Genomic DNA, 21,506 nt, shown 5'->3' with positions numbered 1-21,506 from the left:
CCTTCGCCGCCCAGACCGCCTACCGCCTTCTGTCGCAGCGGACCAGCGGGCTCGCAGCCCCGTAGCCCTGACCGGCCCGGGGCGGCAGGGCGGGCGCCGCAAGCGCCGTCCTGCCGCCCCGCACCGGTCCGGTGGCCTCAGGTCCCGGTGCCGTGCGGATCCGTACGGCACGCGGGCGCCATCGCGCGGGGGTCAGAACAAGCCGAGGTAGGCCTTGGTGGAGCGGGCCTCGGTCAGCACGATCGTCGCGGCCGAGAGGACGAAGGCCGTGATGAAGCACACCAGTTGGTTCTGGGCCGAGTCGGTGGCCAGATCCGCCTGCGCCACCATGGCCCCGATCGCCACGCCGGACAGGCCCGCCGGCACCATCAGCAGCTGGCTCAGCCGGGGGCCGGCTTCGGGGCGGCCCGACAGGAGTCTGGCCCCGTTGCGCAACAGTGCGATGCCCAGCGGGATGACGAACGCGCAGAGGAAGACCAGCCAGCCCACCTCCCCGAACGAGTTCAGCCCCCAGAGCATCCCGCTCAACCCGGCGCACAACACCACGAGGCCGTACGCGATACCGAGTACGCCCGCGGCCGTGGCGGTGCCGGGGCGTCGCCGCTCGGGACGGCCGGAACGGCCGTCGCGGCGCGGAGTCGTGGGCGGATGTGACATGGGCAAACCTCCGGAAGATGAGGGGGACGTGCTGGTCGGCGTGGTCTGCGGGGCGTAGCGAGGCCCCGGCGCGCCGTGTGGTCAGTGGCGCCACGCGGTCACCACGGTGAGCAGGATGAGGACGCCGGCCGTCAGCAGCAGCCAGCCGCGGCGCGTGCCGCGGCCGCGCCTTCGGGTCTCGACCTGGCCGGCCGGGGTCGTGCCGGGGTGCCTGCGGGCGTGGTGCTCCACCTGCCGGCGCCGTCCCTCGGACGGGTCGACCCAGGGCGTTTTGAAACCGCACTCCCCGCACCAGAAGCGGTTGGCCACCTCGGCTCCTTGTCTTGACGTCCGTACACGGGCACCGACCAGACGGTGTCCCGGGACACCGCGGCTGTACAGGACAAGGGCCCGGCCGTTCGTGACCGGCGGCCACGGGTAGGCTCACCGCCGTTCCCACAGGCGGATCAGGGGAGTTGCTGGATGACGGAGGACCTCGGCACGTTGCTGCGCACGCTGCGCGATCGGGCGGGCCTGACGCAGGAGCAGGTGGCCGAACGGTCCGGGGTCAGCGTGCGCACCATCCGCCGGCTGGAGAGCGGCGGATCCACGAACCACCGGATGGGGACGGTGAACCTGCTCGCGGACGCGCTCGGCCTGGAGGAAGCCGACCGGCTGCGTGTGGCGGCCGCCCTCACCGGCTCGTCCGCAGCAACCCCCGTGCCCGCCGCCGGACTTCAGGGCCACAAGCCGCCGGATTCCCCACCCGCCGCCTTTCAGGGCCGGACGGCACCCGATCCCGTACCCGCCGCCGGACTCCAGGGGCAAGGACCGCCGAGTCCTGCGTCCGCCCCGCCCCCTCGGCCGCCCGTGGCCGGCGTGCTCGCCGAGGCCGCGCGGGAGCTGGCGACGGAGGTCCGCCGCCGCTGGCGCCGCGAGGAGGCGCAGCGCCGTGTCCACGACCCGTTCCCCCTGCCCGTCCGGTGGCAGTCGGCGCCCGCCGTGCTGACCGACCGGGCGGAGAACATTCAGCGCCTCGGGCCGGGTGGGACTCCGCGTGAGATGGATCTGGGCGGCGACCTGCGCAGCTTGGCCGACGTCTACCTCCGGATACCCTCCGGGCGGCTGGTGATACTCGGCCGGGCCGGCTCGGGGAAGTCCATCCTGACGATCCGGCTCCTCCTCGACCTCCTGGAATCCCCGGCCCCGCACCCCCGCGTGCCGGTCATCTTCAGCATCGGCTCCTGGGACCCGTCGACCACGGCCCTGCGGGACTGGCTGATCAGCCGACTGCTGCGCGACCACCCGCACCTGGCCCGCCGCAGATCCGGCGTGGCCACCCTGGCGGCCGTACTCGTCGACGCCGACCTCATCCTGCCGGTCCTCGACGGGTTCGACGAGATCGCCGAGGGCTTACGGCGCGACGCCTTGGACGCGCTCAACGCCACCACCACCCCGCTCGTCCTCACCAGTCGGCGCGCGGAGTACGCGGAAGCAGTCCGGGCGGCGCACGCCCCGCTCGTTTGGGCGGGGGGCATCGAACTCACCGACCTCACCCTCGACGACCTCGCCGACTACCTGCCCCGCACCACCCGCGGCGTCCCGACCGAGACGGGCACCGGCCAGAGCCCGGACGCACCCGGCTCCCCCTGGGACGCGGTCCTCACGGAGCTGCGCACGGGCCGGGGCCCGGCCCACAAGAACCTCGCAGCGGTGCTGACCACCCCGCTCATGGTCGTCCTCGCCCGCACCCTGTACAGCGAGACACCCGACCGGGACCCCGCCGAGCTCCTGGACACCAGCCGGTTCCCCTCGGCGAAGAGCCTGGACGAACACCTCCTGGCGGGTTTCGTACCGGCGGTCTACCGGCGCCGCGCCCCCGAGCGGGACGCCGCCGGCTTCCAGCCCCGGGCACCGTACGCGGACGCCGCGCGGGCCGAGCGCAGGCTCGGCTTCCTCGCCCACCACCTGGTCCGCCTCGACCGGGAGCGCCAGGACCTCGCGTGGTGGCAGCTCGGCGATTCACTGTCCCGTGCGACGCGGACGCTGGCCGTCGTCGTGGCCAGCGTCGTGAGCATCACGCTCGCCGTCTGGCTGGTCGGCCTGCTGCTGGCCTCCCTCCCTCTCGACGAACTCCTGCTGCAGGGCTGCCTCATGGGCCCCGCCGCGGGCCTCGCCTTCGGGGCCGTCTACGCGCTGGCGGACCGGGCGGGCGGCGGTACGGCCTTCGCACCGACCCGTATCCGGCTGACCCTGCGCGTCGCGCACGAGAGCCTCGGCCGCCGGTCGCTGCGCACCTTCGCCGTCCGGTTCGGCCACGGGCTGATCGGCGGCGCCGTCATGGGCGTCGGATGCGCCTGCGCCCTCTCCCTGGGGCGCGCGCTGGCCGCGGGGACGTCCGTCGTCGACCCGCGCATCATCGAGGGCACCCTGATCAACATGCTGGTGCTCGGGCTGATCTTTGGCTCGGCCGCCGGACTCGTCTTCGGGCTGATGGCCGTGCTCGAAGTGCCCGTGGATGTCACCGCGGCGGCCACCCCGCTCAGTCTGCTGGCCTCGAACCGGGCGACGGCCGGCCGGCAGTTCCTCATCCTGGCAACGGCGTTCACCCTGGCCATCGCCTTCGGCGGCTACCTGATCGTCCACCTGCTCCAGGGCACGATGGGGCCCCTCAACTGGGCGGTCCGGGACAGCCTGTTCATCGGCGCGGTCGGCGGCCTGGGCGGTGCGGCCTCCTACGTGCTCGCCTTCACGGCGTGGGGACAGTGGATCGTGCTGGCCCGTGTCTGGCTGCCCTTGGCCGGGCGGCTCCCCTGGGACCCCGCCGCGTTCCTGGACGATGCCTACCGCCGAGGGGTGCTGCGCCAGACCGGAGCCGTGTACCAGTTCCGCCACGTCCGGCTGCAACACCACCTCGGCCGTTCCTTCCGCGACCGGCACCGGGATTTCGCACCGGCCACCTTCACACCCCCGTCGACCGTCGATCGGTGACCACCGGAGCCACGGGCGGTCGGCCTGCCCGGAGGACGCCGGTCACCAATGGCCGGTGGCTTGGCCTGTTGGCAGGGCGGCCCGGGCCGCGAGCATCGGGATGTCCGGCCCGCAGCGGCTCACCCGCCGCGGGCCCCGTCGACGAAGGGTCACCCATGACGTCCCTGCGCCTCGCCCCGCTCGGCGCGGCACTCGCGCTCACCGCCCTGCTGGGCACCGGCACCGCACACGCCGCGGCACCCGCTGTGACACCGGCCACCACTGCGGCCACCGCGCCGGTGCGCACCGTGCCTGCCGCCTCCGTGCCCGCCTTCAGTGACGGCTACGGTCTGTCCGTGCTCCGCGAAGAGACGCAGGTGCGCAGCCCCACCGACTTCACGATCACCGTCACCACCGCGCAGCTGTCCGGAAAGCACCCGATCCGCATCCTCCTCCCGGCCGCCTACGACGCCGACCCCGGCCGTGCCTGGCCAGTCACGTATTTCCTGCACGGTGGTGGCGGCAACGTGAACGACGTCGCGGCCGCGCCGGCACTGCACTCGGACTCGATGATCACCGTGGTGCCGGACGGGGGGCTGAAAGGCTGGTACGCGGACTGGCTGATGCAGAACACCGCCGAGGGGAAGTCGAACTGGGAGACCTTCCACCTCACCCAGGTCGTCCCGTTCATCGACGCCAATCTCCGCACGCGCGCCGACCGCGCCCACCGCGCCGTGGTCGGCCTGTCCATGGGCGGCTACGGCTCCCTGCACTATGCCCAGGCCCGGCCCGACCTGTTCGGCCACGTGGCCGCGCTGTCGGGGGCCATCGACTTCGGCATGTGGGAGGTCCGCGGGGCCGTACTGGCCACCGAGCTCAACCTCGCGGGCGCCTGGTGCGCGGTGAGCAGCTCGTCCGGCTCCGGTTCCGGCGCCTGCACCGGGCACGGGCCCTACGTGGACAGCGATGCGATCTTCGGCTCCCCGTACCCGTTCTTCAACGCCGACCGCGTCTGGCAGGCGGTCGATCCGGCCGCGCCGGTCAACCTCGCCAAGCTCTCCGGGACCGGCGTCACGCTCTACACCGGCAACAACGACCTGATCGACGTCCACACCGCCAGGGCTTCCCACACCGTCAAGGCCCGCCTGGACCAGCTGGGCATTCCCAGCCGCCTCGTCGACTACGGAGACGGCGCCTCGCTGGCCCCGAGCTGCAACGGCGGCCACAACTACGGGTGCTGGGCGCCCGCCTTCGCCGACTACGTCCCGCGCCTCGAAGCCGCCTTCGCCACAGCGGGCTGACCGGCCGGCACGTCATCCATGGTCCCGTACGGGAGATTGCGGGGAACACACACATGAGCCAGGACCAGCCCGGACCGTTCCCGCCGCAGCCGGCGCCGTGGAGGAGGAGGGTCCTGACCATCGCGGGAACCGCTGTGGCCCTCGCGGTGATCGGCGTCACCGCGTACGCCGTACTCGGCGACGGTGCCGATGACCGTGCAGGCAGGGTCGACCGGGTGAGCAACAGCGGGGTCGCCGTGCACAGCAAGGGCTACGAGCTCGTCGCCCCGGCATCGGTCGGCGCCTTCACGAAGTCGAGCCCCGGCAGCGCGCCAGCCGAGCTGAACGCCGAGCAGCAGAAGGGGGCCGAACGCATCGGGGTGCGCAACGCCCGTGCGGTGTCCGGCATTTACAACGGGCCCGGCCCCGAGGCCGGGGATCCGGGCAAGGTGGGCGGCAGGCGGCTGAGCTTCGACGGCCTGTACGGCGACATCGCCGACCCCGCCGCGGCCCTCGACAGGTACCTCGCCCAGGTCGGCGAGAAGGGCTTCAAGGGCGACGGGAAGAAGCGGGGGCTCGTGATGGAGCCGGCCGGCAGCGCCACGGCCGTCGAGCCCGCCGGTTTCGAGGGCGCACTGATGAAGTGCCAGGACATGAAGGTCATCCACCACACGTCGGCCGGCTCCCCGAAGGAGAGCGCGGCGGACTTCAGGGTCCCGGTGTGCGCCTGGGCCGACTACTCCACCCTCGGCGGCGCCAACGTCTTCGAGTTGGCGCAGGCGGTGACCGGTGGCGAGGGCGCTTCGCGGGAAGAGGCCGCCGCAGTGACCGCCGAGCTCTTCAGGACGGCCCGCCGGAAGTCCTGACACGCGGGGGGCGAGGGGGATGGGAGCCCGGCCGAGGCGATCGGCCGGGCTCCTTGCGGCTCCTGCTGCCGCCCCGCCGGTCGGGCACCGCGTCAGGTCCTGCGCTCCGCTTGGGGCGAGTGGGGGATCACGAAGGCCGTCGCGGGACGACGGGATTGCCGCCGGGCAGCGATCGGGGGCGTGGGTCAGCCGCCCGTGTTGCGGAAGGCCGTACGGTAGACGAAAAGAGGGCGAGGGAGCCTGCGACCGCGGTGACCCAGGTGCTGAGGTCGAAGAAGTGGGTCTCGACCTGCGTGCCGAAGAACTGCTCGGAGAACCATCCGCCGGCGAACGCGCCGACAACGCTGATGGCGATGCGGCCGGTGCGATCGTCGGCCCTGCGCGAAGGCAGGAGGAGCCGGGCCAGGGCTCCGGCCGGCAGACCGAGAGTCAGCCAGGTGATCAGCCTCAAGGATGTCCTCCCCGAGGTCTGGGCGTGGCGGCTGGTTCTCGTTGCGTTGGGGTGGGTCAGCGTCGCGGGGTGTCGTTGTCGGCCTGGTGGGCAGGGTGAGGGATGATCACGGCGTCCGGTTCGATGACGTGCCCGGCGCCGGATGCCGGCCCAGCGGCACCAGGGGTGGCTGGCATGTTCTTCATCGCCCGGGCCTCGCTCTTGAGGATCCGAGCCGATGTCCCCATGGAGCGTGCGAGTTCGGGGAGTTTCTTGGCCCCGAGGAACAGGATCAGAACGATCGCGATAATCGCTATTTCACTGATGCCGAACATGGGTGTCCGTCCCTCTGAAGCGAGCGATATCCGCCGCGGCGCGTATCCGGGCCGTCGGTAGGGCAGTGGCGTCAGGTCTGCCGGTCGACGGTTACAGGTGGGAGGCGACGGCCGGGAGGAGGTCCTTGAAGGTACGACCGGCGGCCGGCTCCCCGATCGCGGACATGTTCCACCCAGCACCGGAGCGGTGCACCTTGGCCATCACCTGCGCGGTGTAGTTGCCGCCGCCGGAGAGGGTGTAGCGGGCCAGTTCCTGGCCGTTGTTCTCGTCGATGAGGCGGCAGAACGCGTTCTGTACCTCAGCGAAGGTCTGGCCGGTGAAGGAGTTGACGGTGAAGACGATTTGGTCGACGTGTACCGGCACCCGCTGGAGGTCGACGAGGATCGACTCGTCGTCCCCTCCCTGACCGGCGCCGCCGACGAGGTTGTCCCCGGTGTGGCGGACCGAGCCGTCCTTGCTGGTCAGCTGCTGGAAGAACACCACGTCCACCGGCTCCTTCCCGGCGAAGAGGACGGCGGAGGCGTCGAGGTCGATGTCCTTCGCGGTCATGCGGGCCAGGAAGCCCTTGCGCGGGGCCGCCTGCCAGCCCAGCCCCATCCGCACGACGCTGAGTGCGCTGCCGCTGCTCTTCTCGAGGCTGATCTGCTGACCCTTGGTGAGCGTGACGCTCATGGCTTCCTCCTGATGCTCGGGGCAGACGGGCCCGCCCGGTGACACTGTGCCCGCCCGAATCTACAGCACTGTAGAAACGACGAGGAGAGGGCGCTCCGCCGCGGTGGCCCACGGTTGCGGCCCGTGCGTGCGGCGAACCGGCCTCCGTGTGCAGGCGTTGCCACCGTGTGCGCCGATCGGCTTCCGCCCCCGGCGATCCTGGGTGTGCGGGGGACGGACTGGTGGAGTCCGGGCTCGCGAAGGCTGGGCTGCCGAGTTTCTCCCGGTCTGATGAGGTGGAGCCGAACCGCCCCTGTCCCTGCGTGCGGACCGGCGAGACCCCGGTCCGCACGCAGTGCGCGTCCTGGGTCAGACTCCTACGCCGAAGTCGGCGGCGATGCCGGCCAGACCGGAGGCGTAGCCCTGGCCCACGGCGCGGAACTTCCACTCGGCGCCGCTGCGGTACAGCTCGCCGAAGACCATCGCGGTTTCGGTCGAGGCGTCCTCGGAGAGGTCGTAGCGGGCGAGTTCGGCGCCGCCGGCCTGGTTGACGACGCGGATGAACGCGTTGCGGACCTGCCCGAAGCTCTGGCCGCGGTTGTCCGCGTCGTGGATGGAGACCGGGAAGACGATCCTGGTGACGTCTGCGGGGACGGTGGCGAGATCGACCTTGACGGCCTCGTCGTCGCCTTCGCCCTCGCCGGTGAGGTTGTCGCCGGTGTGCTCGACGGAGCCGTCGGGGCTCCTGAGGTTGTTGTAGAAGACGAAGTGCTGATCGGAGGGGACCTTGCCGGAATCGCCGACCAGCAGCGCGCTGGCGTCGAGGTCGAAGTCCTGACCGGTGGTCGAGCGGGCATCCCAGCCCAGGCCGACCAGCACGGCGGCCAGCCCCGGGGCCTCCTTGCTCAGCGAGACATTGCCGCCCTTGGACAGACTCACACCCATGTCGTGGCTCCCATTCGGTATCCCCGCGGCCCGGGCTGGCGCGCCCGTACCTTCGGCTCGATTTGAATCTACAGCACTGTAGAAACATGTCGGCCGTGAGGCGGGAGGTAGACGGCATGTCGGTGAACGATGTGCGCAGTGCCGACATGTCCCGCCCGGGGGCAGGGAGCCGCCCGGCTCTGCACCGGCCCCGGCGTCCGGCGCAGCGCGGTGAACACCTGGCTCTCCTGTTCCGTCATCCTGTTCTTCGTCTTCACGCCGCCACACCCCTGCGAGCTGGACAGCGGTGCCCGATGCGGCCGCTACTGGTGGCGTGGGGGTGGGGTGCGGGAGAAGCTGGGAAGACGCACAGCGCGCCCAGCCCCGGCAGTGGGGCTGCGGGTGAGGAGAGGCGGCGCGATGTCTGGTCCGGTCGTGGTCGGGGTGGACGGCTCGCCCTCCGCCATGGCCGCCGTGGACGCCGCCGCCCGGTGATGGTCGTACGCGGCCGGCCCGAGCCCGAGGGGCCGGTGCTGGCGGCGGCGGACGGATCCCCTCAGGGCGCGGGCGCGATCGCGTTCACGTTCGCCGAGGCGGCGCTGCGGCGCAGCGAACTGGTGGCCCTGCATGTCTGGAGCACGTGAAGCGATCAAGGCGACAGCGGCCCGAGCCATCCCGTGGAACTGGTCGACATGATCGGTGACGTGGACCGGATGGGGGCGGCGGAGCAGCGGCTGCTGGCCGAGGCACTGTCCGGGCACCGTGAGCGATACCCGGAGGTGAACCTGCACGCCCGGACCGTTCGGGGGCGGACCTGGCCGACCCTGAGCGAGGCGAGCGGGCACGCCCAGCTGATCGTGGTGGGCGCGCGCGGACGCGGCGGATTCGCCGGACGGCTGCTGGGCTCGGTCAGCCAGGCCGTCCTGCACCACGCCAACTGCCCCGTCACCGTGGTGCGCTCGGGTCTGTGACGCCCAGCCGCACCGAGCCGTAGGACCGGAAGGCAGACGGGGAGCGGAGGCTTGGGCTGTGAACTACCTGCGGGATCTCGCCCTCATCGGCGCGCTGATCACGCTCAACGCACTGTTCGCGGGCACCGAAATCGCCCTCATCTCACTGCGCGAAAGCCAGCTCCGCAAGCTTCGCCGCCGAGGCGGCGCTGCCGCTGCCCGCCTCGCCCGCCTGGCCGCAGACCCCAACCGGTACCTCGCGACCATCCAGATCGGCATCACCCTGGCCGGCTTCCTGGCCTCCGCCACAGCGGCCGTTTCCCTGGCCGAGCCGCTCGTACCGCTGCTCGCGTTCACCGGCCGAGCCCCTCGTACCGCTGCTCGCGTTCACCGGCCAAGCCGCTGAACCGCTTGCTGTCGCCCTGGTGACGCTGCTGCTGACGTTCGTCACCCTGGTGGCCGGCGAACTGGCGCCCAAGCGACTGGCGATGCAGTTTGCCCAGCGGTGGTCCCTGATCGCCGCCACCCCCCTGGACATCCTCGCCACCGCCTCCCGCCCGGCGGTGTGGACACTGAGTCACACCACGAACCTGCTCGTCCGTATCCTCGGCGGCGACCCACGGGCCGGAAAACAGCCGCCCACCCCGGAAGAACTTCGGGACATGGTCATCAGCCACCGCGGCCTCACCCCCAGCAGCGCACCATCATCTCCAGGGCCCTGGAGATCCGCGAACGCACCCTGCGCGCGGCGCTCGTGCCCCGCCGGGCAGTGTTCACTCCTGCCGCATCGATGCCCGCCGCTCAGGCCCGAACCGCGCTGGCGAACTCCGGACCCTCCCGAGCCCCCGTCCTGGCCGCAGGCCGCTTCGAGGATGTCGTCGGCGTGGCCAACTCCGTGACGCGACCACCAGTGCGGGACGACCCCCCGGTGGCTGAGCTGGCCCAGCCGGCAACCGTCCTCACCGGCTCCAAGAAGATCTCCGAGGCGCTTCGGACTTCCGTGCCAAACGGCAGCAGTTCGCGCTCGTCGCCGGCGAGCACGGCTCCATCGAGGGGGTTGTCACCATCGAAGACCTCCTGGAGGAGATCGTCGGCGAGATCTACGACGAGACCGACCGCGAGATCGCCACCGTGGTCCCGCAAGAGGACGGCTCGCTCCTGGTCCCCGGATGGTTCCCCGTCCGCGATCTTCCCGACATCGGCGTCGAACTCGGCGACCTGCCCGGTGTCGCCGACGATGGCCGTTGCACCACCGTCGCAGGCCTCGTCCTGCACAGACTGGGACGCATCCCCAGCGCCCCGGGAACCCGCATCCTGGCAGATGAGCGGATTCTCGAAGTCACCATCTTCGACCACAACGCCATCACCGAGGTGCGGATCAGTCGGGCCCCCGCCACCCAAGCCGGCCCGACCGGAGACCGACCGCAGATCCCTGACCGGCGCCGTGCCGTCCGCGGCGATCCAGGCAAGGGGGAAGGAGCCGCATCGCCAGGCGGCTACACAGTGCGACTGGTTCATATCGGGTTAAACCGGAAAAGCTAACCATATGGACGTGCCGCTAGTGGCCTGGTTCGTTTTCACCTCCTTCGTCGTGGCGGTGCTGGTCCTCGATCTGTTTGTTGTCCATCGACATGCCACGGAGATCTCGCTGCGGGAAGCAGCGTGGTGGAGTGCCCTGTGGGTGGTGCTGGCCCTGGCGTTCGGGGCCATTCTGCTGTGGTGGCAGGGTCCGGTCATGGCCGAGGAGTTCCTGGCCGGCTACCTGATCGAGAAGAGCCTGTCGGTCGACAACATCTTCGTCTTCGCGCTGATCTTCGGCTACTTCGGGATCCCGGACCAGTACCAGCACCGGGTGCTGATGTGGGGCATCATCGGCGCCCTGGCCATGCGGGCGGTGTTCATCGGTGTCGGGGCCTCGCTGCTGGACGCCTTTCACGTCACGATCTACGTCTTCGGCGCCATCCTGCTCCTGACCGCGTGGAAGGTGCTGCGGCACGGCGGCGCACAGGTCCGCCCGGAACGCAACATCGTGCTGCGGGCGATGCGCCGCGTGCTGCCGGTGACCGACGAGTTGCACGGACAGCGGCTGCTGGTGCGCACCCACGCGGGCTGGGCCGCCACCCCGCTGCTGGCGACGCTGGTGGTGATCGAGACGACCGATGTGGTCTTCGCCGTCGACAGCATCCCGGCCATCTTCGCCGTCACCGAGAACACCTTTATCGTGTTCACCGCGAACGCCTTCTCACTGCTGGGCATGCGGGCCGCGTACTTCCTGATCAGCGGAGCCGCACGCCGCTTCCGCTACCTGCAGACCGGCCTGGGGATCATCCTGGCCGGCGTCGGCGTCAAACTTCTCATCTCCGACCTGTACAAGGTGCCCATCTGGGTGTCGCTGACCTTCATCATCACCGTGCTGGCGGTCACCTTTGCCGTCTCCTGGCGGGCCACGAGCCGCCGGCCCGGCACGAAGCCACCGGATCGGGACCGGGCCCGGGATGACCGCTGATCGTGCGGACGCCCGGCACCGCTGATGCCGATCGCGCGGCGGGCGTGTGGCACCCCTCCTGAATGCCGCACCGCCCGCAGGACTCCGGTCAGGCTCTCTGCTGCCCCAGGATGCGGGTGATCAGGTCGTCCAGGCTGACCAGGCCGGTCAGCTGCCCGTCCGTGTCGCGTACGACGGCGAGGGAGGCTCGGTTGCGCCGCAGTGCCTCGACCGCCTGCGCGACGGTGGTGTCCTGGGTGAGGTCGGGTACAGGGCGGGCCAGCTCGCCGGCAGTGACGGGGCGGCCCTGGATCCGGGTGGCGAGAGCATCGCGCGCATGTACCGAGCCGAGGACGCGGTCCCCCTCCCTCACCAGGAGCCGGGTGCGGTCAGCCGCGGTGGCCGCGGCAAGGATCGCATCGGCACCCGCGCCCGCGGGCACCTGCGCGATCCGGTCGGCGGGGACTTGCAGGGCGCCGATGGGGGCTTGCGGTTCCGTCAGGGACCGGGTGATCAGGGTGGAGTCGCCTGCGCTGATCAGCCCGAGGCGCTGGGACTCGGCGACCAGGTGGGCGAGCTGCTCGCGGTTGTGGACCGAGGTGAGTTCCTCGCGCGGGGTGACCCGGCACAGCCGCACCAGGGCATTGCTGATCTGGTTGAGGACCCAGATCAGGGGCCGCACGAGGCGGATCAGGGCGCGGAAGGGCGGTGCGAGGAGCATCGCCGAGCTCTCGGGGTGGGCGATGGCCCAGGATTTGGGTGCCATCTCGCCCAGGACCATGTGCAGGAAGACGATGACGGCCATGGCCAGCGCGAAGGCGATGCCGTAGCTGAGCCCGGCGGGCAGGCCCAGCTTGAGGAGCAGAGGGTCGATCTGATGGGAGAGGGCGGGTTTGGAGACGATGCCCAGGCCCAGGGTGCACATGGTGATGCCCAGCTGCGCCCCGGCCAGCATCAGGGACAGCTCCCGCATGCCGGCGAGCGCCGCGCGGGCGCCGCGCCGGCCCTGGGCGGCTGCTTGTTCCATGCGGTGGTGTTTGGCTGCGACCAGGGCGAACTCGGCGGCGACGAAGAAGCCGCTGCCGATCAGCAGTAGGACGGTGACGAAGACGGCCATCAGGGGATTCATACGGGCCGCTCCTCACTGCGGTCTGCAGGGGGAGCCTGCATGGTGTTCTCGGCGGTGTGCTCGTGGTCGGGCAGGCGGCTCAGCCGGATCCGTTCGGGCACGTGCCGGTCCACGGCTGTGACCTCGATCGTGGCCCGGCCCCCGTCGGGCAGGTCGACGGTGAGCCGGTCGCCGATGGCGGGCAGGCGCCCGAGTCGGTCGATGACCAGTCCGGCGACGGTCTCGAAGTCCTCGTCGTCCTCCGGCAGGGTGATTCCGGTGGCCTCGGCGGCTTCGTCGATGCGGCGCCCCGCATCCACCAGCCAGCCGTTCCCCTCGCGTACGGCGAGGGGGACGACGCGGTCGCTCTCGTCGGCGATCTCCCCGACGAGCTCTTCGGCGATGTCCTCGAAAGTGACGATCCCGGCCAGTCCTCCGTGCTCGTCCAGGACCACGGCGAACTCCTCACCCGCGGCTTCCATCTGCTCGATCGCACCGGGCAGGGCGAGGCGGTCGGGTAGGAAGAGCGCGGGACGAGCCAGCGCCTCGGCACTCTGCCGCGCGAGGTCATCGGCGGGCAGCGGCATGAGCTCGCGGACTCCGACGACACCCACCACGTCGTCGGTGCGCCGTCCGATGACGGGGTAGTGGGAGTGGCCACGACGGGCGATCAGCAAGGCCACATCCTCGACCGAGGCGGCTGCCGGGATGGTGTCCACGTCCACGCGGGGCACCATCACTTCCGCGAGGCGGCGTTCGGAGAACTCCAGCGCGCTCTCCAGCAGGTCGGCTGTGGCGCGGGGCAGCTGCCCGTGATCATGGGATTCTCCGATCAGGTGACCGAGTTCCTCCAGCGTCGCGCCGTGGTGCAGCTCCTCCACCGGCTCGATGCCGATCCGGCGCAGGATCTTGTTCGCGGCCGCGTCGAAGACCCTGATCAGCGGGCCGGCGACCTTCAGATAGGCCAGGGTGGAGGCGCCGAGCGCCTTGGCGAGCCGGTCGGGAATGGCCAGGGCGAGATTCTTCGGCGCCAGCTCGCCCAGCACCATCTGGATCACCGTGGCCAGCGCGAACGCCAGCGTCAGCGCGATACCGCTCACCGCAGTGTCAGGGATGCCGACACCGGTCAGCAGCGGACGCAGTAGCTCGGCCAGGGCGGGCTCGGCGAGGAAGCCGACGACCAGACCAGTGACGGTGATGCCCAGCTGGGCGCCGGAGAGCATGAACGACAGCCGCTCCAGCACCTTCACCGCGCGGGCGGCCCGCTTGTCGCCGGCTGCCGCCTCGCGGGCCAGGCTGAGCCGGTCGGCGGCGACGTAGGCGAACTCCTGGGCCACGAAGTAGCCGGTGCCGGCGGTCAGCACGAGGACGGCCAGCAGACCCAGTACGGCGCTCACCGGACACCACCGGGCAGCGTGCCGCGATCAGCGGGGTCGGGGCGGGGTGGTCGGGGGCGGTGCCCCGGGGGATCCGTCGAAGGGGCGGACAACGATCTTCTCCTTCACGCGAGCCTGGCGGTACGGCAGGGAATACGCCGACAGGCTCATCATTTCGGACGCCTTCCTTCCCGGCGCGGCCAATGAGACGCAGCAACCCGGTGGGGGAACCCTATGTTTCTACATGTCTGTAGATAGCGCGAGGGTGGGTCTGGAGGTTCCATGCCGCCCCGACGCCGGGACAGCGGCTCGCGGACATCGCCGTGCTCGGCACGGTGATGGCGTTCACCCTCATCGCCTCCGCCGAGTCCCTTTTCAGTGCGGCGGCGGTGGACCGGATGCACGCCGGGCCGCGTACCGGATACGACAGGGAACTGATGGCGCAAGGCGCGGGGAATACCTGTGTGGGCTGCTCGGAGGGACGCCCTCGAACATGTCGGTCGCCACGATGGCGATCGCGGTCACCGCCAGGACGACTGCCTCGCCGCGGTGTTCGCGCCACCGCGGCCCGAGCTCCTTTGCGGGTAGCAGCTTGGCGCCTGCGTGGATCAGTACACCGGCGAGCGCCGCGACCGGGATGGCACTGAGGGCCGCTGGGAACAGGGCGGCGAACAGGAGCAGCCACACCCCGTGCAGTACGGGGGACCGGTGCGTGGGGCTGCTGAGCAAAGAGCGCCCTTCCGGAAGTCGTTTGTGGTCCCCCGGGCCCGGGTTCCTCGGGACCTTCGGCCAGATCCTGCCCGCAACCGCGTCCCACCCCCACATGACGACGGCCTTCACAACACCATCGGGACCGCGCAGGCCGTCGTCACGCAGGCCCCGCATTCACCAGAGCCCGTTGAGGTCGGGATCTTCCGCCGGCGGCCGGACTACGGAATCGTCAGCACCTGGCCGACGTCCACCAGGTCCGGATCGGCGATGCCGCTGGCGGCGGCGATGTCGTGGTAGCGGTTTCCGTCGCCGTAGAAGCGTTCGGCGATGTCCCACAGGGTGTCGCCGGGTTCGACGGTGTACGTGCGCGGCTCGGGGATGGCCGGGGCCTCCCATTCGGCAACCGGGGCAGCGGCCGGTTCCTCGAGGTGGATCGGGTTGTCGGTGTTGGTGTCCGACTCCCAGAGAGGGCTGCCGTCCACGGCGTACAGCACCACGTTGCGGTCGGCCTGCACGACGAGGCGGCCGGCGTCGTTGCCGTGGGTGTCGGTGGCCCACACGGGGCCGTAGTCGCTGTAGAGCACGAAGTTGCCGTCGTCCTGGAGGACGGCTCGCTGGACCCCCTGCTCATGGGTGTCGGTCGCCCACACGACGCTGCCGCTCGGCTCGGACAGCACCAGGTTGCCGTCGTACTGCAAGGTCAGGGTGTAGGCGCCGCCCTGCAGGGACTGGCCGAGACCGATTTCCCCACCCGGGTACAGGGTGTCACTCATGGACGTTCCTTTCGAAGTACGGGATGCGCCTCGTCGCGCATCGAAAGCGTGGAGGGGCTCAGCGGCGGGTCTTGAAGCGTTCCAGCGCTGTCACGCCTGCTGCGGCGAGGGCGATCTGGACGAGCCACTCGATCCAGTCGATGCCCTTGGTGTCGGCGACTCCGAAGGCTGCGGCAATGCCGGTGCCGGCGAAGGCGGCGAGGATGCCGACGGCGATCGTCCACAGCAGGCCGATGCGCTGGCGTCCTGGCAGGACAAGCCGTCCCAGCGCGCCGATGACGATGCCGATCACGACCGCGCTGATCACACCCGAGATCTCCATACCCGCCCAGTCCCTTCACTTCTCCAAGTGGTGCGCTGGTGCGCACCACGGGGCCCCGCCGCGTATTCCTGTCCGCAGGGCGGGCGTCTACAGGTCGAACTCGTGCGGGGGCAGGTCGAGGGTGTAGCAGGCCTCACGGACGACGGCCTGTTCGGTCTTGTCGAAGTCGCCGTCGGCGCCGCCGATGACGATGCCGATCTGGATGACGGCGCGGGCCTCGGCGGGCTTTTTCTTGGCCTTGGCGATCTCCTGCATCACGCTCACCTTGCCGAAGGCGAAGTCGGCGGCCAGCTTGTTCAGGTTGTCGTCGAAGCGCCGCTGGAGGTCGGCGGCATCGAAGTTGCGCAGGACGTCGTTGGTGGCGATCAGCTGGGCGACGCGCTGGCGCTCCGAGGGGTCGACGGTGCCGTCGGCCGCGGCGACCAGGGCGCACATCGCCATGGACGCGTCGCGGAACGCGCCTGACTTGAGGTCGTTCTTCTTCGCTTCCAGCTGCGTCTGCATCTGCTGGGCGGATTCCTTGAGGCGGTCCCACAGGGCCATGCCAACTCCACTGGGTCGTAGGGTGCCCGGGCCGGGGACGGACGGGCCGGCCCGGTCACCTCATTTCTACACCAATGTAGAAGTAGGTGGGCGGAGGGGCGGCTATGCCTCGTCGTTCCCCTCGTCCTCCTCGTCGTCGTCTTCGAAGAAGTCGCCGATCTCGTCGACGGCTTCGGCGGCGACCATGCCGCCGACGACACCGACCGCGAGGCCTGCGGCGCCTGCGGCGACCGCGGTGCCCATGCCGGGGCCGGACCGGTGGCCGCTGTGGCGGCTGTCGTGCCCGTGGCCGTGCTCGTCCTTGTGGGCATGGGAGCCGTGGATGTCGCCGTGCCCGTAGGGCAGGTGGGCGGTACGGGCCGAGTGGGCGTCGAGGAGCTGGGTGATCCAGGAGTCGACAACCGCGTTCCAGTCCCGCCGGCCTGCTCCCTCGTGGCTGACGGTGTGGCGGCCCAGGGCGTCGTGGCCGCCGGAGAACAGCCTGCCGCGCTTGTCGGCCTCCAGTACGACCTCCATGCCGCCGGGGTTGGCGAGGAAGGTCACCTCGATCTCGTTGACCCGGTGCGCGTACTGCGGGGCGGGGGTGAGTTCGATCTCCTGGTAGAAGGGCAGGTGCTGGCCGGTGCCGCGGATCTGCCCGTATTCGAGGTCGGCGGACTTGAAGCCGAAGCCGAGCTGTCCGAACGCCTCCAGGACCGCCTCCTGGAGCGGCAGGGGGCTTACCGTCAGCGGGTCGAGGTCGCCCTTGTCCTTCGCGCCGGCAACCCCCAGCTCGGTCCGCACGCCAAGGACGATGCCCAGCGGCTGCCCGTACAGTGCGGTGATCGGGGTCTCCCACGGCAAGGCCGCTGCGAAGGGGATGCTGCGGTGCTCGCCCTCACCGAGGCGGAAGCCGCCGCCGACGGTGAACCGGTCGAAGACGACCACGCCCTCGGACTCGCCGTGGTCGTGTTCGGCCTCGACCCGGGCGATCAGCTCCAGGGTGATGTGGTCGATCGTGAAGTCGGCGTTGCCCCCCTTGAGGTTCACCTGCCCGCTCAGGGTCCCGCCGGGAACGGCTGCGATCGGGCCCAGGACCGTGTCCACGGCCGGGCCGCCCACGCCGAGCGAGCCGAGCAGTCGCTTGAACACCATCGTGGCGTTCACTCCTTCATGTCGTACGCGTCTGGTTCCCGAGCGCGGGGTGGTACGGCTGCGGCCGCACCACCCCGCAGGTCGTGCCTACTTGGCGGAGGTGTCGAGCGCGGCCAGCGCCTGCGCCCAGCGCGCGTACCTCAGATCGGCGAGATCGGCGGCGGTCTTGATCCCGAACGCCTCCTTCAGGAGGTCGCCCTGCCGCTCGCTGACCCCCTTGAGTGCGTCCACCGGCGCGGCGAGTATCTCCGGAAGGCTCTTGTCCGCCCACGCCCCCAGAGCCCGCGCCAGCCGCACCCGCGCCCCCAGCACGTCGCCGGAGCGGACCACGAACCCCTCCGCACCGCCCTCTGTGGTCAGCGGTCCCGCACTCCACGTCCCCACCTCCCGGCGTGAAGCCCCCAACGCCCCAGCCCGGCAGAAGAACGGGTCACCGACGAGATGATCGGGCTTTCCGTCGCCCGGATTCACGGGCCCACCGCCCGGATGCGCCCATGAGCGCCCCGCGGCCCCCTGGCCGGGACGAGAGAAGTCGGCGACGAACACGTCGCGCTCCCTTACCCGCCTGCACCAGGCCCCGGATCAACGACGACGGCGCCCGCTGGTCACCCGCACCACGGTCCGCACGCAGGGCGGCGGCCCCGAAGGACGGCTGCCGGGGGCTCGGCCGGAGAGTCCGTCGTGACCCTGGCTCTGCGGCTCGGGCACGCGCCGTCGGCGATCACTCTCGGTTACTATGCTCACCTCGTGCCGGAAACCGGCAGCAAGGGGCGCGGCATCGCCGACGGTCTGCTGGGGGAGCGGGGGCGGCCGGCCCGTCGGCCGATACTCCCCGGATTCTCCCCAGCGTCGGCGACCGGTGGTCTACGCTTTCAAGTCCCGGGAATCGCCCGTGGATTGTAAGGCTGAAGAGATGGGTGGCCTGGGAAAGTGTTGCAAGAGGTCGTAGCGACCCGCTATGTCACGCCCCTGCGGGAGGGTGGATCGCTCCCCGGGATCGTCGAGGCCGACGATCTCGGCACGTACGTCATGAAGTTCACGGGGGCCGGACAGGGCCGCAAGACGCTGGTCGCCGAGGTCGTCTGCGGGCGGCTCGCGCAGCGGCTCGGGCTCCGCGTGCCGCAGCTGGTGCAGATGCAGCTCGACCCCGTCATCGGGCTCGGCGAGCCCGACCAGGAGGTGCAGGAGCTGCTGAAGGCCAGCGGCGGGCTCAACCTCGGCATGGACTACCTGCCGGGCTCGATCGGCTTCGACCCGCTCGCGTACCGGGTCGACCCCGTCGAGGCGGGGCGCGTCGTCTGGTTCGACGCCCTGGTCAACAACGTCGACCGGTCCTGGCGCAACCCCAACATGCTGGTGTGGCACGGCGACCTGTGGCTCATCGACCACGGCGCCACCATGATCTGGCACCACAACTGGCCGACCGCCGCAGCGGCCGCGGACAAGCCGTACAACGCCTCCGACCACGCGCTCGCCCCGGTGGGCCCGGACATCGCGGCGGCCGCCGCCGAACTCGCCCCGCTGGTCACCGAGGAACTGCTGACCGAGGTCGCCGCCGACGTGCCCGACGAATGGCTCGCGGGCGAACCGGGCTTCGACTCCGCCGACGCCGTGCGGCGCGCCTACGTGGAGGCGCTGCTGCCGCGCGCGGCCGCCATCCACGAGCGGATCTCGATGGCGCCCGAGGCCAAGGCGCCGCAGAAGCCGCCGGGCTGGCTGACGGACCACCTGGCGGAATGGCCCCACAAGGCCGGCGGGGCCGGGGGCCGGAGCGGCCACCGGGACAGGCAGGACGGCAGCGAGCGGAAGAGCGGCGACAAGTGACCGAGCGGGACGTCTTCGAATACGCGCTGGTGCGCGTCGTGCCCCGGATGGAGCGCGGCGAGTGCTTCAACGCCGGGGTGATCGTCTACTGCCGGGCGCGCTCGTACGTCGCCGCCCGCACCCACCTCGACGAGTCCAAGCTCCTCGCGCTGGACCCCGGCGCCGACGTGACCGGCGTACGGGCGGCCCTGCGCGGCGTCGAGGGCGTGTGCAGCGGCGGCGAGCGGGCCGGCCAGGCCGCCGGGGACGACGCGGGGCGCCGCTTCCGCTGGCTGATCGCGCCGCGCAGCACGGTGGTGCAACCGGGGCCGGTGCACACGGGCCTGACGGCGGATCCGGAGGCCGAGGTGGAACGCCTGCTCGACCTGCTGGTGCGCTGATCCGGACCTTCGGGCGGGCCCCGGGCCCGGCGCCGTTGACACCGGGTGCCGGGGCTCCTAGCGTCTCCTCAGCTGAGGCTACTAAGCGGTTGCTCACCCACGGGCGGCCGCGCAGAGGATTCCAAGGGCGAGGAGATCCAGCATGTCCACCACCGAGCAGCGCGTCGCGATCGTGACCGGGGCGGCCCGGGGCATCGGCGCGGCCACCGCCGTGCGCCTGGCCGCCGAGGGCCGTGCGGTCGCCGTACTCGACCTCGACGAGGCCGCCTGCAAGGACGCCGTCGAGGCCGTCACCGCGGCCGGCGGCAAGGCCGTCGCCGTCGGCTGCGACGTCTCGGACGCCGCGCAGGTCGAGGCGGCCGTCGAGCGCGTCGCGGCCACGCTCGGCGCGCCGACCATCCTGGTCAACAACGCGGGCGTGCTGCGCGACAACCTGCTCTTCAAGATGAGCGAGGGCGACTGGGACACCGTCATGAACGTGCACCTGCGCGGGGCGTTCCTGATGTCGAGGGCCTGTCAGAAGCACATGGTCGACGCCGGGTTCGGCCGCATCGTCAACCTTTCCAGCAGCTCTGCGCTCGGCAACCGGGGCCAGGCCAACTACTCGGCCGCCAAGGCCGGCCTCCAGGGCCTGACCAAGACCCTCGCCATCGAGCTCGGCAAGTTCGGCATCACCGCGAACGCGGTCGCGCCCGGCTTCATCGCCACCGACATGACCGCCCAGACGGCCGCCCGCGTCGGCATGGGCTTCGAGGACTTCCAGGCGGCGGCCGCCACCCAGATCCCCGTCCAGCGCGTCGGGCGCCCCGAGGACGTGGCCAACGCGATCGCCTTCTTCACGGGCGACGCTGCGGGCTTCGTCTCCGGGCAGGTCCTGTACGTGGCCGGCGGCCCGCTCGGCTGACGGCGGCGGCGAGGGGCAGGCGGAGAGAGGCAGGGGAGAGGCGATGGCGTACGAGGGAACGGACAGCGGCAAGGTCGCGCTGATCACCGGCGCGAGCCGGGGCATCGGCCGCGGCATCGCCGAGGCGCTCGTGGCCCGGGGCGACCGGGTGTGCATCACGGGCCGCAACGAGGAGGCGCTGAAGGAGGCCGTCGAGGCGCTCGGCGCGGAGCGGGTGATCGGCGTGGCCGGGAAGGCGCACGACGAGGCCCACCAGGCCGTCGCGGTCGAGCGCACGATGGAGGCGTTCGGGCGCATCGACTTCCTGGTCAACAACGCGGGCACCAATCCCGTCTTCGGCCCGATCGCGGACCTCGACCTGGGGGTCGCGCGGAAGGTCTTCGAGACGAACGTCATCTCGGCGCTCGGCTTCGCCCAGCGGACCTGGCACGCCTGGCAGAAGGAGCACGGCGGCGCGATCGTGAACATCGCGTCCATCGCCGGCGTCTCGGCCTCGCCGTTCATCGGGGCGTACGGGATGAGCAAGGCGGCCATGATCAATCTGACGCTCCAGCTCGCGCACGAGATGGCGCCGGGGGTCCGCGTCAACGCGATCGCGCCCGCCGTGGTCAAGACCAGGTTCGCGCAGGCGCTCTACGAGAACAGGGAGGCGGAGGCCGCGGCCGCGTACCCGCTGGGGAGGTTGGGCGTTCCGGCCGACATCGGTGGAGCTGCGGCATTCCTCACGTCTGCGCAAGCGGAATGGATCACGGGTCAAACACTGGTTGTCGACGGCGGAATGTTCCTCAATGCCGGAGTTCACTGACCGATAATCGGACGTATTTGCCTCCTCGGGGGAGGCAAATACGTATCGAACGGGTCCTAAATCGGTCAAGCGGCGCACTAAACCTGCCCATTGGATTT

At 71.0% G+C, this 21,506-nt stretch carries 27 protein-coding genes and 2 pseudogenes; 14 read left to right on the top strand and 15 right to left on the bottom strand.

Annotated features, from left to right (window positions below; translation table 11 throughout):
- Window positions 1-192: 192 nt before the first annotated feature.
- Together C0216_RS20095 and C0216_RS20090 are read right to left on the bottom strand one after the other, a co-directional pair.
- The gene (locus C0216_RS20095; RefSeq protein ID WP_162793271.1) at window positions 193-657 is read right to left on the bottom strand and encodes a hypothetical protein; all 465 of its coding nucleotides are present in this window, start codon (window positions 655-657) and stop codon (window positions 193-195) included.
- 81 nt (window positions 658-738) lie between these two features.
- On the bottom strand, window positions 739-966 hold the full coding sequence (locus C0216_RS20090; protein ID WP_114056623.1) for a hypothetical protein: 228 nt from the start codon (window positions 964-966) through the stop codon (window positions 739-741).
- A 153-nt stretch (window positions 967-1,119) separates the two neighbouring features.
- Here C0216_RS20090 and C0216_RS20085 point away from each other — a divergent pair, with 153 nt between their 5' ends.
- From C0216_RS20085 to C0216_RS20075, 3 genes are all read left to right on the top strand, one after another.
- Entirely contained in the window at window positions 1,120-3,627 is a 2,508-nt protein-coding gene (locus C0216_RS20085) for a helix-turn-helix domain-containing protein (RefSeq protein WP_114056622.1), read from the top strand.
- A 155-nt stretch (window positions 3,628-3,782) separates the two neighbouring features.
- Window positions 3,783-4,907, top strand: coding sequence for an alpha/beta hydrolase (locus tag C0216_RS20080; RefSeq protein ID WP_114056621.1), 1,125 nt, complete (start codon window positions 3,783-3,785; stop codon window positions 4,905-4,907).
- A 53-nt stretch (window positions 4,908-4,960) separates the two neighbouring features.
- The gene (locus tag C0216_RS20075) at window positions 4,961-5,752 is read left to right on the top strand and encodes a hypothetical protein (RefSeq protein WP_162793270.1); all 792 of its coding nucleotides are present in this window, start codon (window positions 4,961-4,963) and stop codon (window positions 5,750-5,752) included.
- Window positions 5,753-5,879: 127 nt separating this feature from the next.
- Here C0216_RS20075 and C0216_RS20070 read toward each other — a convergent pair whose 3' ends face one another.
- The 4 genes from C0216_RS20070 to C0216_RS20055 form a co-directional block, all read right to left on the bottom strand.
- A complete protein-coding gene (locus C0216_RS20070) occupies window positions 5,880-6,203 on the bottom strand; it encodes a GlsB/YeaQ/YmgE family stress response membrane protein (protein WP_216827105.1) in 324 nt (107 codons plus the stop codon).
- 56 nt (window positions 6,204-6,259) lie between these two features.
- Window positions 6,260-6,517: a twin-arginine translocase TatA/TatE family subunit gene (locus C0216_RS20065; RefSeq protein WP_114056619.1), complete on the bottom strand. Its 258-nt coding sequence runs from the start codon at window positions 6,515-6,517 to the stop codon at window positions 6,260-6,262.
- A 91-nt stretch (window positions 6,518-6,608) separates the two neighbouring features.
- Window positions 6,609-7,190: a TerD family protein gene (locus C0216_RS20060; RefSeq protein ID WP_114056618.1), complete on the bottom strand. Its 582-nt coding sequence runs from the start codon at window positions 7,188-7,190 to the stop codon at window positions 6,609-6,611.
- A 348-nt stretch (window positions 7,191-7,538) separates the two neighbouring features.
- The gene (locus C0216_RS20055; RefSeq protein ID WP_114056617.1) at window positions 7,539-8,114 is read right to left on the bottom strand and encodes a TerD family protein; all 576 of its coding nucleotides are present in this window, start codon (window positions 8,112-8,114) and stop codon (window positions 7,539-7,541) included.
- Between the two features lie 470 nt (window positions 8,115-8,584).
- Here C0216_RS20055 and C0216_RS34630 point away from each other — a divergent pair, with 470 nt between their 5' ends.
- Genes C0216_RS34630 through C0216_RS35390 form a run of 4 tightly spaced genes read left to right on the top strand, consistent with a single transcriptional unit; the run spans window position 8,585 to window position 9,942 of the window.
- A complete protein-coding gene (locus C0216_RS34630) occupies window positions 8,585-8,737 on the top strand; it encodes a universal stress protein (RefSeq protein WP_246042633.1) in 153 nt (50 codons plus the stop codon).
- Window positions 8,738-8,785: 48 nt separating this feature from the next.
- Window positions 8,786-9,064 carry a universal stress protein gene (locus C0216_RS34625; RefSeq protein ID WP_246042632.1) on the top strand — a complete coding sequence of 93 codons (279 nt, stop codon included), beginning with the start codon at window positions 8,786-8,788 and terminating at the stop codon, window positions 9,062-9,064.
- 58 nt (window positions 9,065-9,122) lie between these two features.
- Window positions 9,123-9,449 (top strand): CNNM domain-containing protein, encoded by a 327-nt coding sequence (locus tag C0216_RS35110; protein WP_216827104.1) that lies wholly within the window; start codon window positions 9,123-9,125, stop codon window positions 9,447-9,449.
- Complete coding sequence (locus C0216_RS35390) at window positions 9,421-9,942, top strand: CNNM domain-containing protein (protein WP_428985496.1); 522 nt, start codon at window positions 9,421-9,423, stop codon at window positions 9,940-9,942. The genes C0216_RS35110 and C0216_RS35390 overlap by 29 nt, the downstream gene beginning before the upstream one ends.
- Here C0216_RS35390 and C0216_RS34615 read toward each other — a convergent pair.
- Entirely contained in the window at window positions 9,845-10,318 is a 474-nt protein-coding gene (locus tag C0216_RS34615; RefSeq protein ID WP_246042631.1) for a hypothetical protein, read from the bottom strand. The genes C0216_RS35390 and C0216_RS34615 overlap by 98 nt on opposite strands.
- Here C0216_RS34615 and C0216_RS35385 point away from each other — a divergent pair.
- Both C0216_RS35385 and C0216_RS20040 read left to right on the top strand, forming a co-directional pair.
- On the top strand, window positions 10,202-10,585 hold the full coding sequence (locus tag C0216_RS35385) for a transporter associated domain-containing protein (RefSeq protein ID WP_428985495.1): 384 nt from the start codon (window positions 10,202-10,204) through the stop codon (window positions 10,583-10,585). The genes C0216_RS34615 and C0216_RS35385 overlap by 117 nt on opposite strands.
- Window positions 10,586-10,589: 4 nt before the next feature.
- A complete protein-coding gene (locus tag C0216_RS20040; protein ID WP_114056616.1) occupies window positions 10,590-11,549 on the top strand; it encodes a TerC family protein in 960 nt (319 codons plus the stop codon).
- Window positions 11,550-11,637: 88 nt separating this feature from the next.
- On the opposite strand, the gene C0216_RS20035 is transcribed toward C0216_RS20040, so the two are convergent.
- Window positions 11,638-12,657 (bottom strand): hemolysin family protein, encoded by a 1,020-nt coding sequence (locus tag C0216_RS20035; protein WP_114056615.1) that lies wholly within the window; start codon window positions 12,655-12,657, stop codon window positions 11,638-11,640.
- Window positions 12,654-14,033: a hemolysin family protein gene (locus C0216_RS20030; protein ID WP_114056614.1), complete on the bottom strand. Its 1,380-nt coding sequence runs from the start codon at window positions 14,031-14,033 to the stop codon at window positions 12,654-12,656. Before C0216_RS20030 ends, C0216_RS20035 begins: the two co-directional genes overlap by 4 nt.
- A 317-nt stretch (window positions 14,034-14,350) precedes the next feature.
- On the opposite strand from C0216_RS20030, the pseudogene C0216_RS35380 reads away from it, so the two are divergent.
- Window positions 14,351-14,446 (top strand): annotated as a pseudogene (locus C0216_RS35380) (hypothetical protein); the annotation flags it as partial.
- Window positions 14,447-14,492: 46 nt separating this feature from the next.
- Here the strand turns inward: C0216_RS35380 and C0216_RS34605 are convergent.
- The 6 genes and pseudogenes from C0216_RS34605 to C0216_RS19995 all read right to left on the bottom strand — a co-directional run.
- A pseudogene (locus C0216_RS34605) lies at window positions 14,493-14,726 on the bottom strand (SulP family inorganic anion transporter); the annotation flags it as partial.
- Window positions 14,727-14,941: 215 nt separating this feature from the next.
- Entirely contained in the window at window positions 14,942-15,496 is a 555-nt protein-coding gene (locus tag C0216_RS35105; RefSeq protein WP_114056612.1) for a LysM peptidoglycan-binding domain-containing protein, read from the bottom strand.
- Between the two features lie 58 nt (window positions 15,497-15,554).
- On the bottom strand, window positions 15,555-15,818 hold the full coding sequence (locus tag C0216_RS20010) for a GlsB/YeaQ/YmgE family stress response membrane protein (protein WP_114056611.1): 264 nt from the start codon (window positions 15,816-15,818) through the stop codon (window positions 15,555-15,557).
- A gap of 87 nt (window positions 15,819-15,905) precedes the next feature.
- Window positions 15,906-16,361 (bottom strand): tellurite resistance TerB family protein, encoded by a 456-nt coding sequence (locus C0216_RS20005; RefSeq protein WP_114056610.1) that lies wholly within the window; start codon window positions 16,359-16,361, stop codon window positions 15,906-15,908.
- Between the two features lie 102 nt (window positions 16,362-16,463).
- Complete coding sequence (locus tag C0216_RS20000) at window positions 16,464-17,495, bottom strand: sporulation protein (RefSeq protein ID WP_114056609.1); 1,032 nt, start codon at window positions 17,493-17,495, stop codon at window positions 16,464-16,466.
- An 87-nt stretch (window positions 17,496-17,582) separates the two neighbouring features.
- Window positions 17,583-17,825, bottom strand: coding sequence for a hypothetical protein (locus C0216_RS19995; RefSeq protein WP_342777119.1), 243 nt, complete (start codon window positions 17,823-17,825; stop codon window positions 17,583-17,585).
- A 600-nt stretch (window positions 17,826-18,425) separates the two neighbouring features.
- Here C0216_RS19995 and C0216_RS19985 point away from each other — a divergent pair.
- From C0216_RS19985 to C0216_RS19970, 4 genes are all read left to right on the top strand, one after another.
- Window positions 18,426-19,319 (top strand): HipA family kinase, encoded by an 894-nt coding sequence (locus C0216_RS19985; RefSeq protein ID WP_246042630.1) that lies wholly within the window; start codon window positions 18,426-18,428, stop codon window positions 19,317-19,319.
- The gene (locus C0216_RS19980; protein ID WP_114056608.1) at window positions 19,316-19,699 is read left to right on the top strand and encodes a DUF3037 domain-containing protein; all 384 of its coding nucleotides are present in this window, start codon (window positions 19,316-19,318) and stop codon (window positions 19,697-19,699) included. Before C0216_RS19985 ends, C0216_RS19980 begins: the two co-directional genes overlap by 4 nt.
- Window positions 19,700-19,841: 142 nt before the next feature.
- The gene (gene fabG, locus C0216_RS19975) at window positions 19,842-20,603 is read left to right on the top strand and encodes a 3-oxoacyl-ACP reductase FabG (protein ID WP_114056607.1); all 762 of its coding nucleotides are present in this window, start codon (window positions 19,842-19,844) and stop codon (window positions 20,601-20,603) included.
- A 43-nt stretch (window positions 20,604-20,646) separates the two neighbouring features.
- Window positions 20,647-21,408 carry an SDR family oxidoreductase gene (locus C0216_RS19970; protein WP_114056606.1) on the top strand — a complete coding sequence of 254 codons (762 nt, stop codon included), beginning with the start codon at window positions 20,647-20,649 and terminating at the stop codon, window positions 21,406-21,408.
- Window positions 21,409-21,506: the final 98 nt, after the last annotated feature.

This window comes from Streptomyces globosus (assembly GCF_003325375.1).
In the GTDB taxonomy this organism is placed as follows: Bacteria; Actinomycetota; Actinomycetes; order Streptomycetales; family Streptomycetaceae; genus Streptomyces; species Streptomyces globosus_A.
The sequence above is the reverse complement of the archived record's forward strand: the minus strand, read 5'-3'. Positions and strand labels throughout refer to the sequence as shown.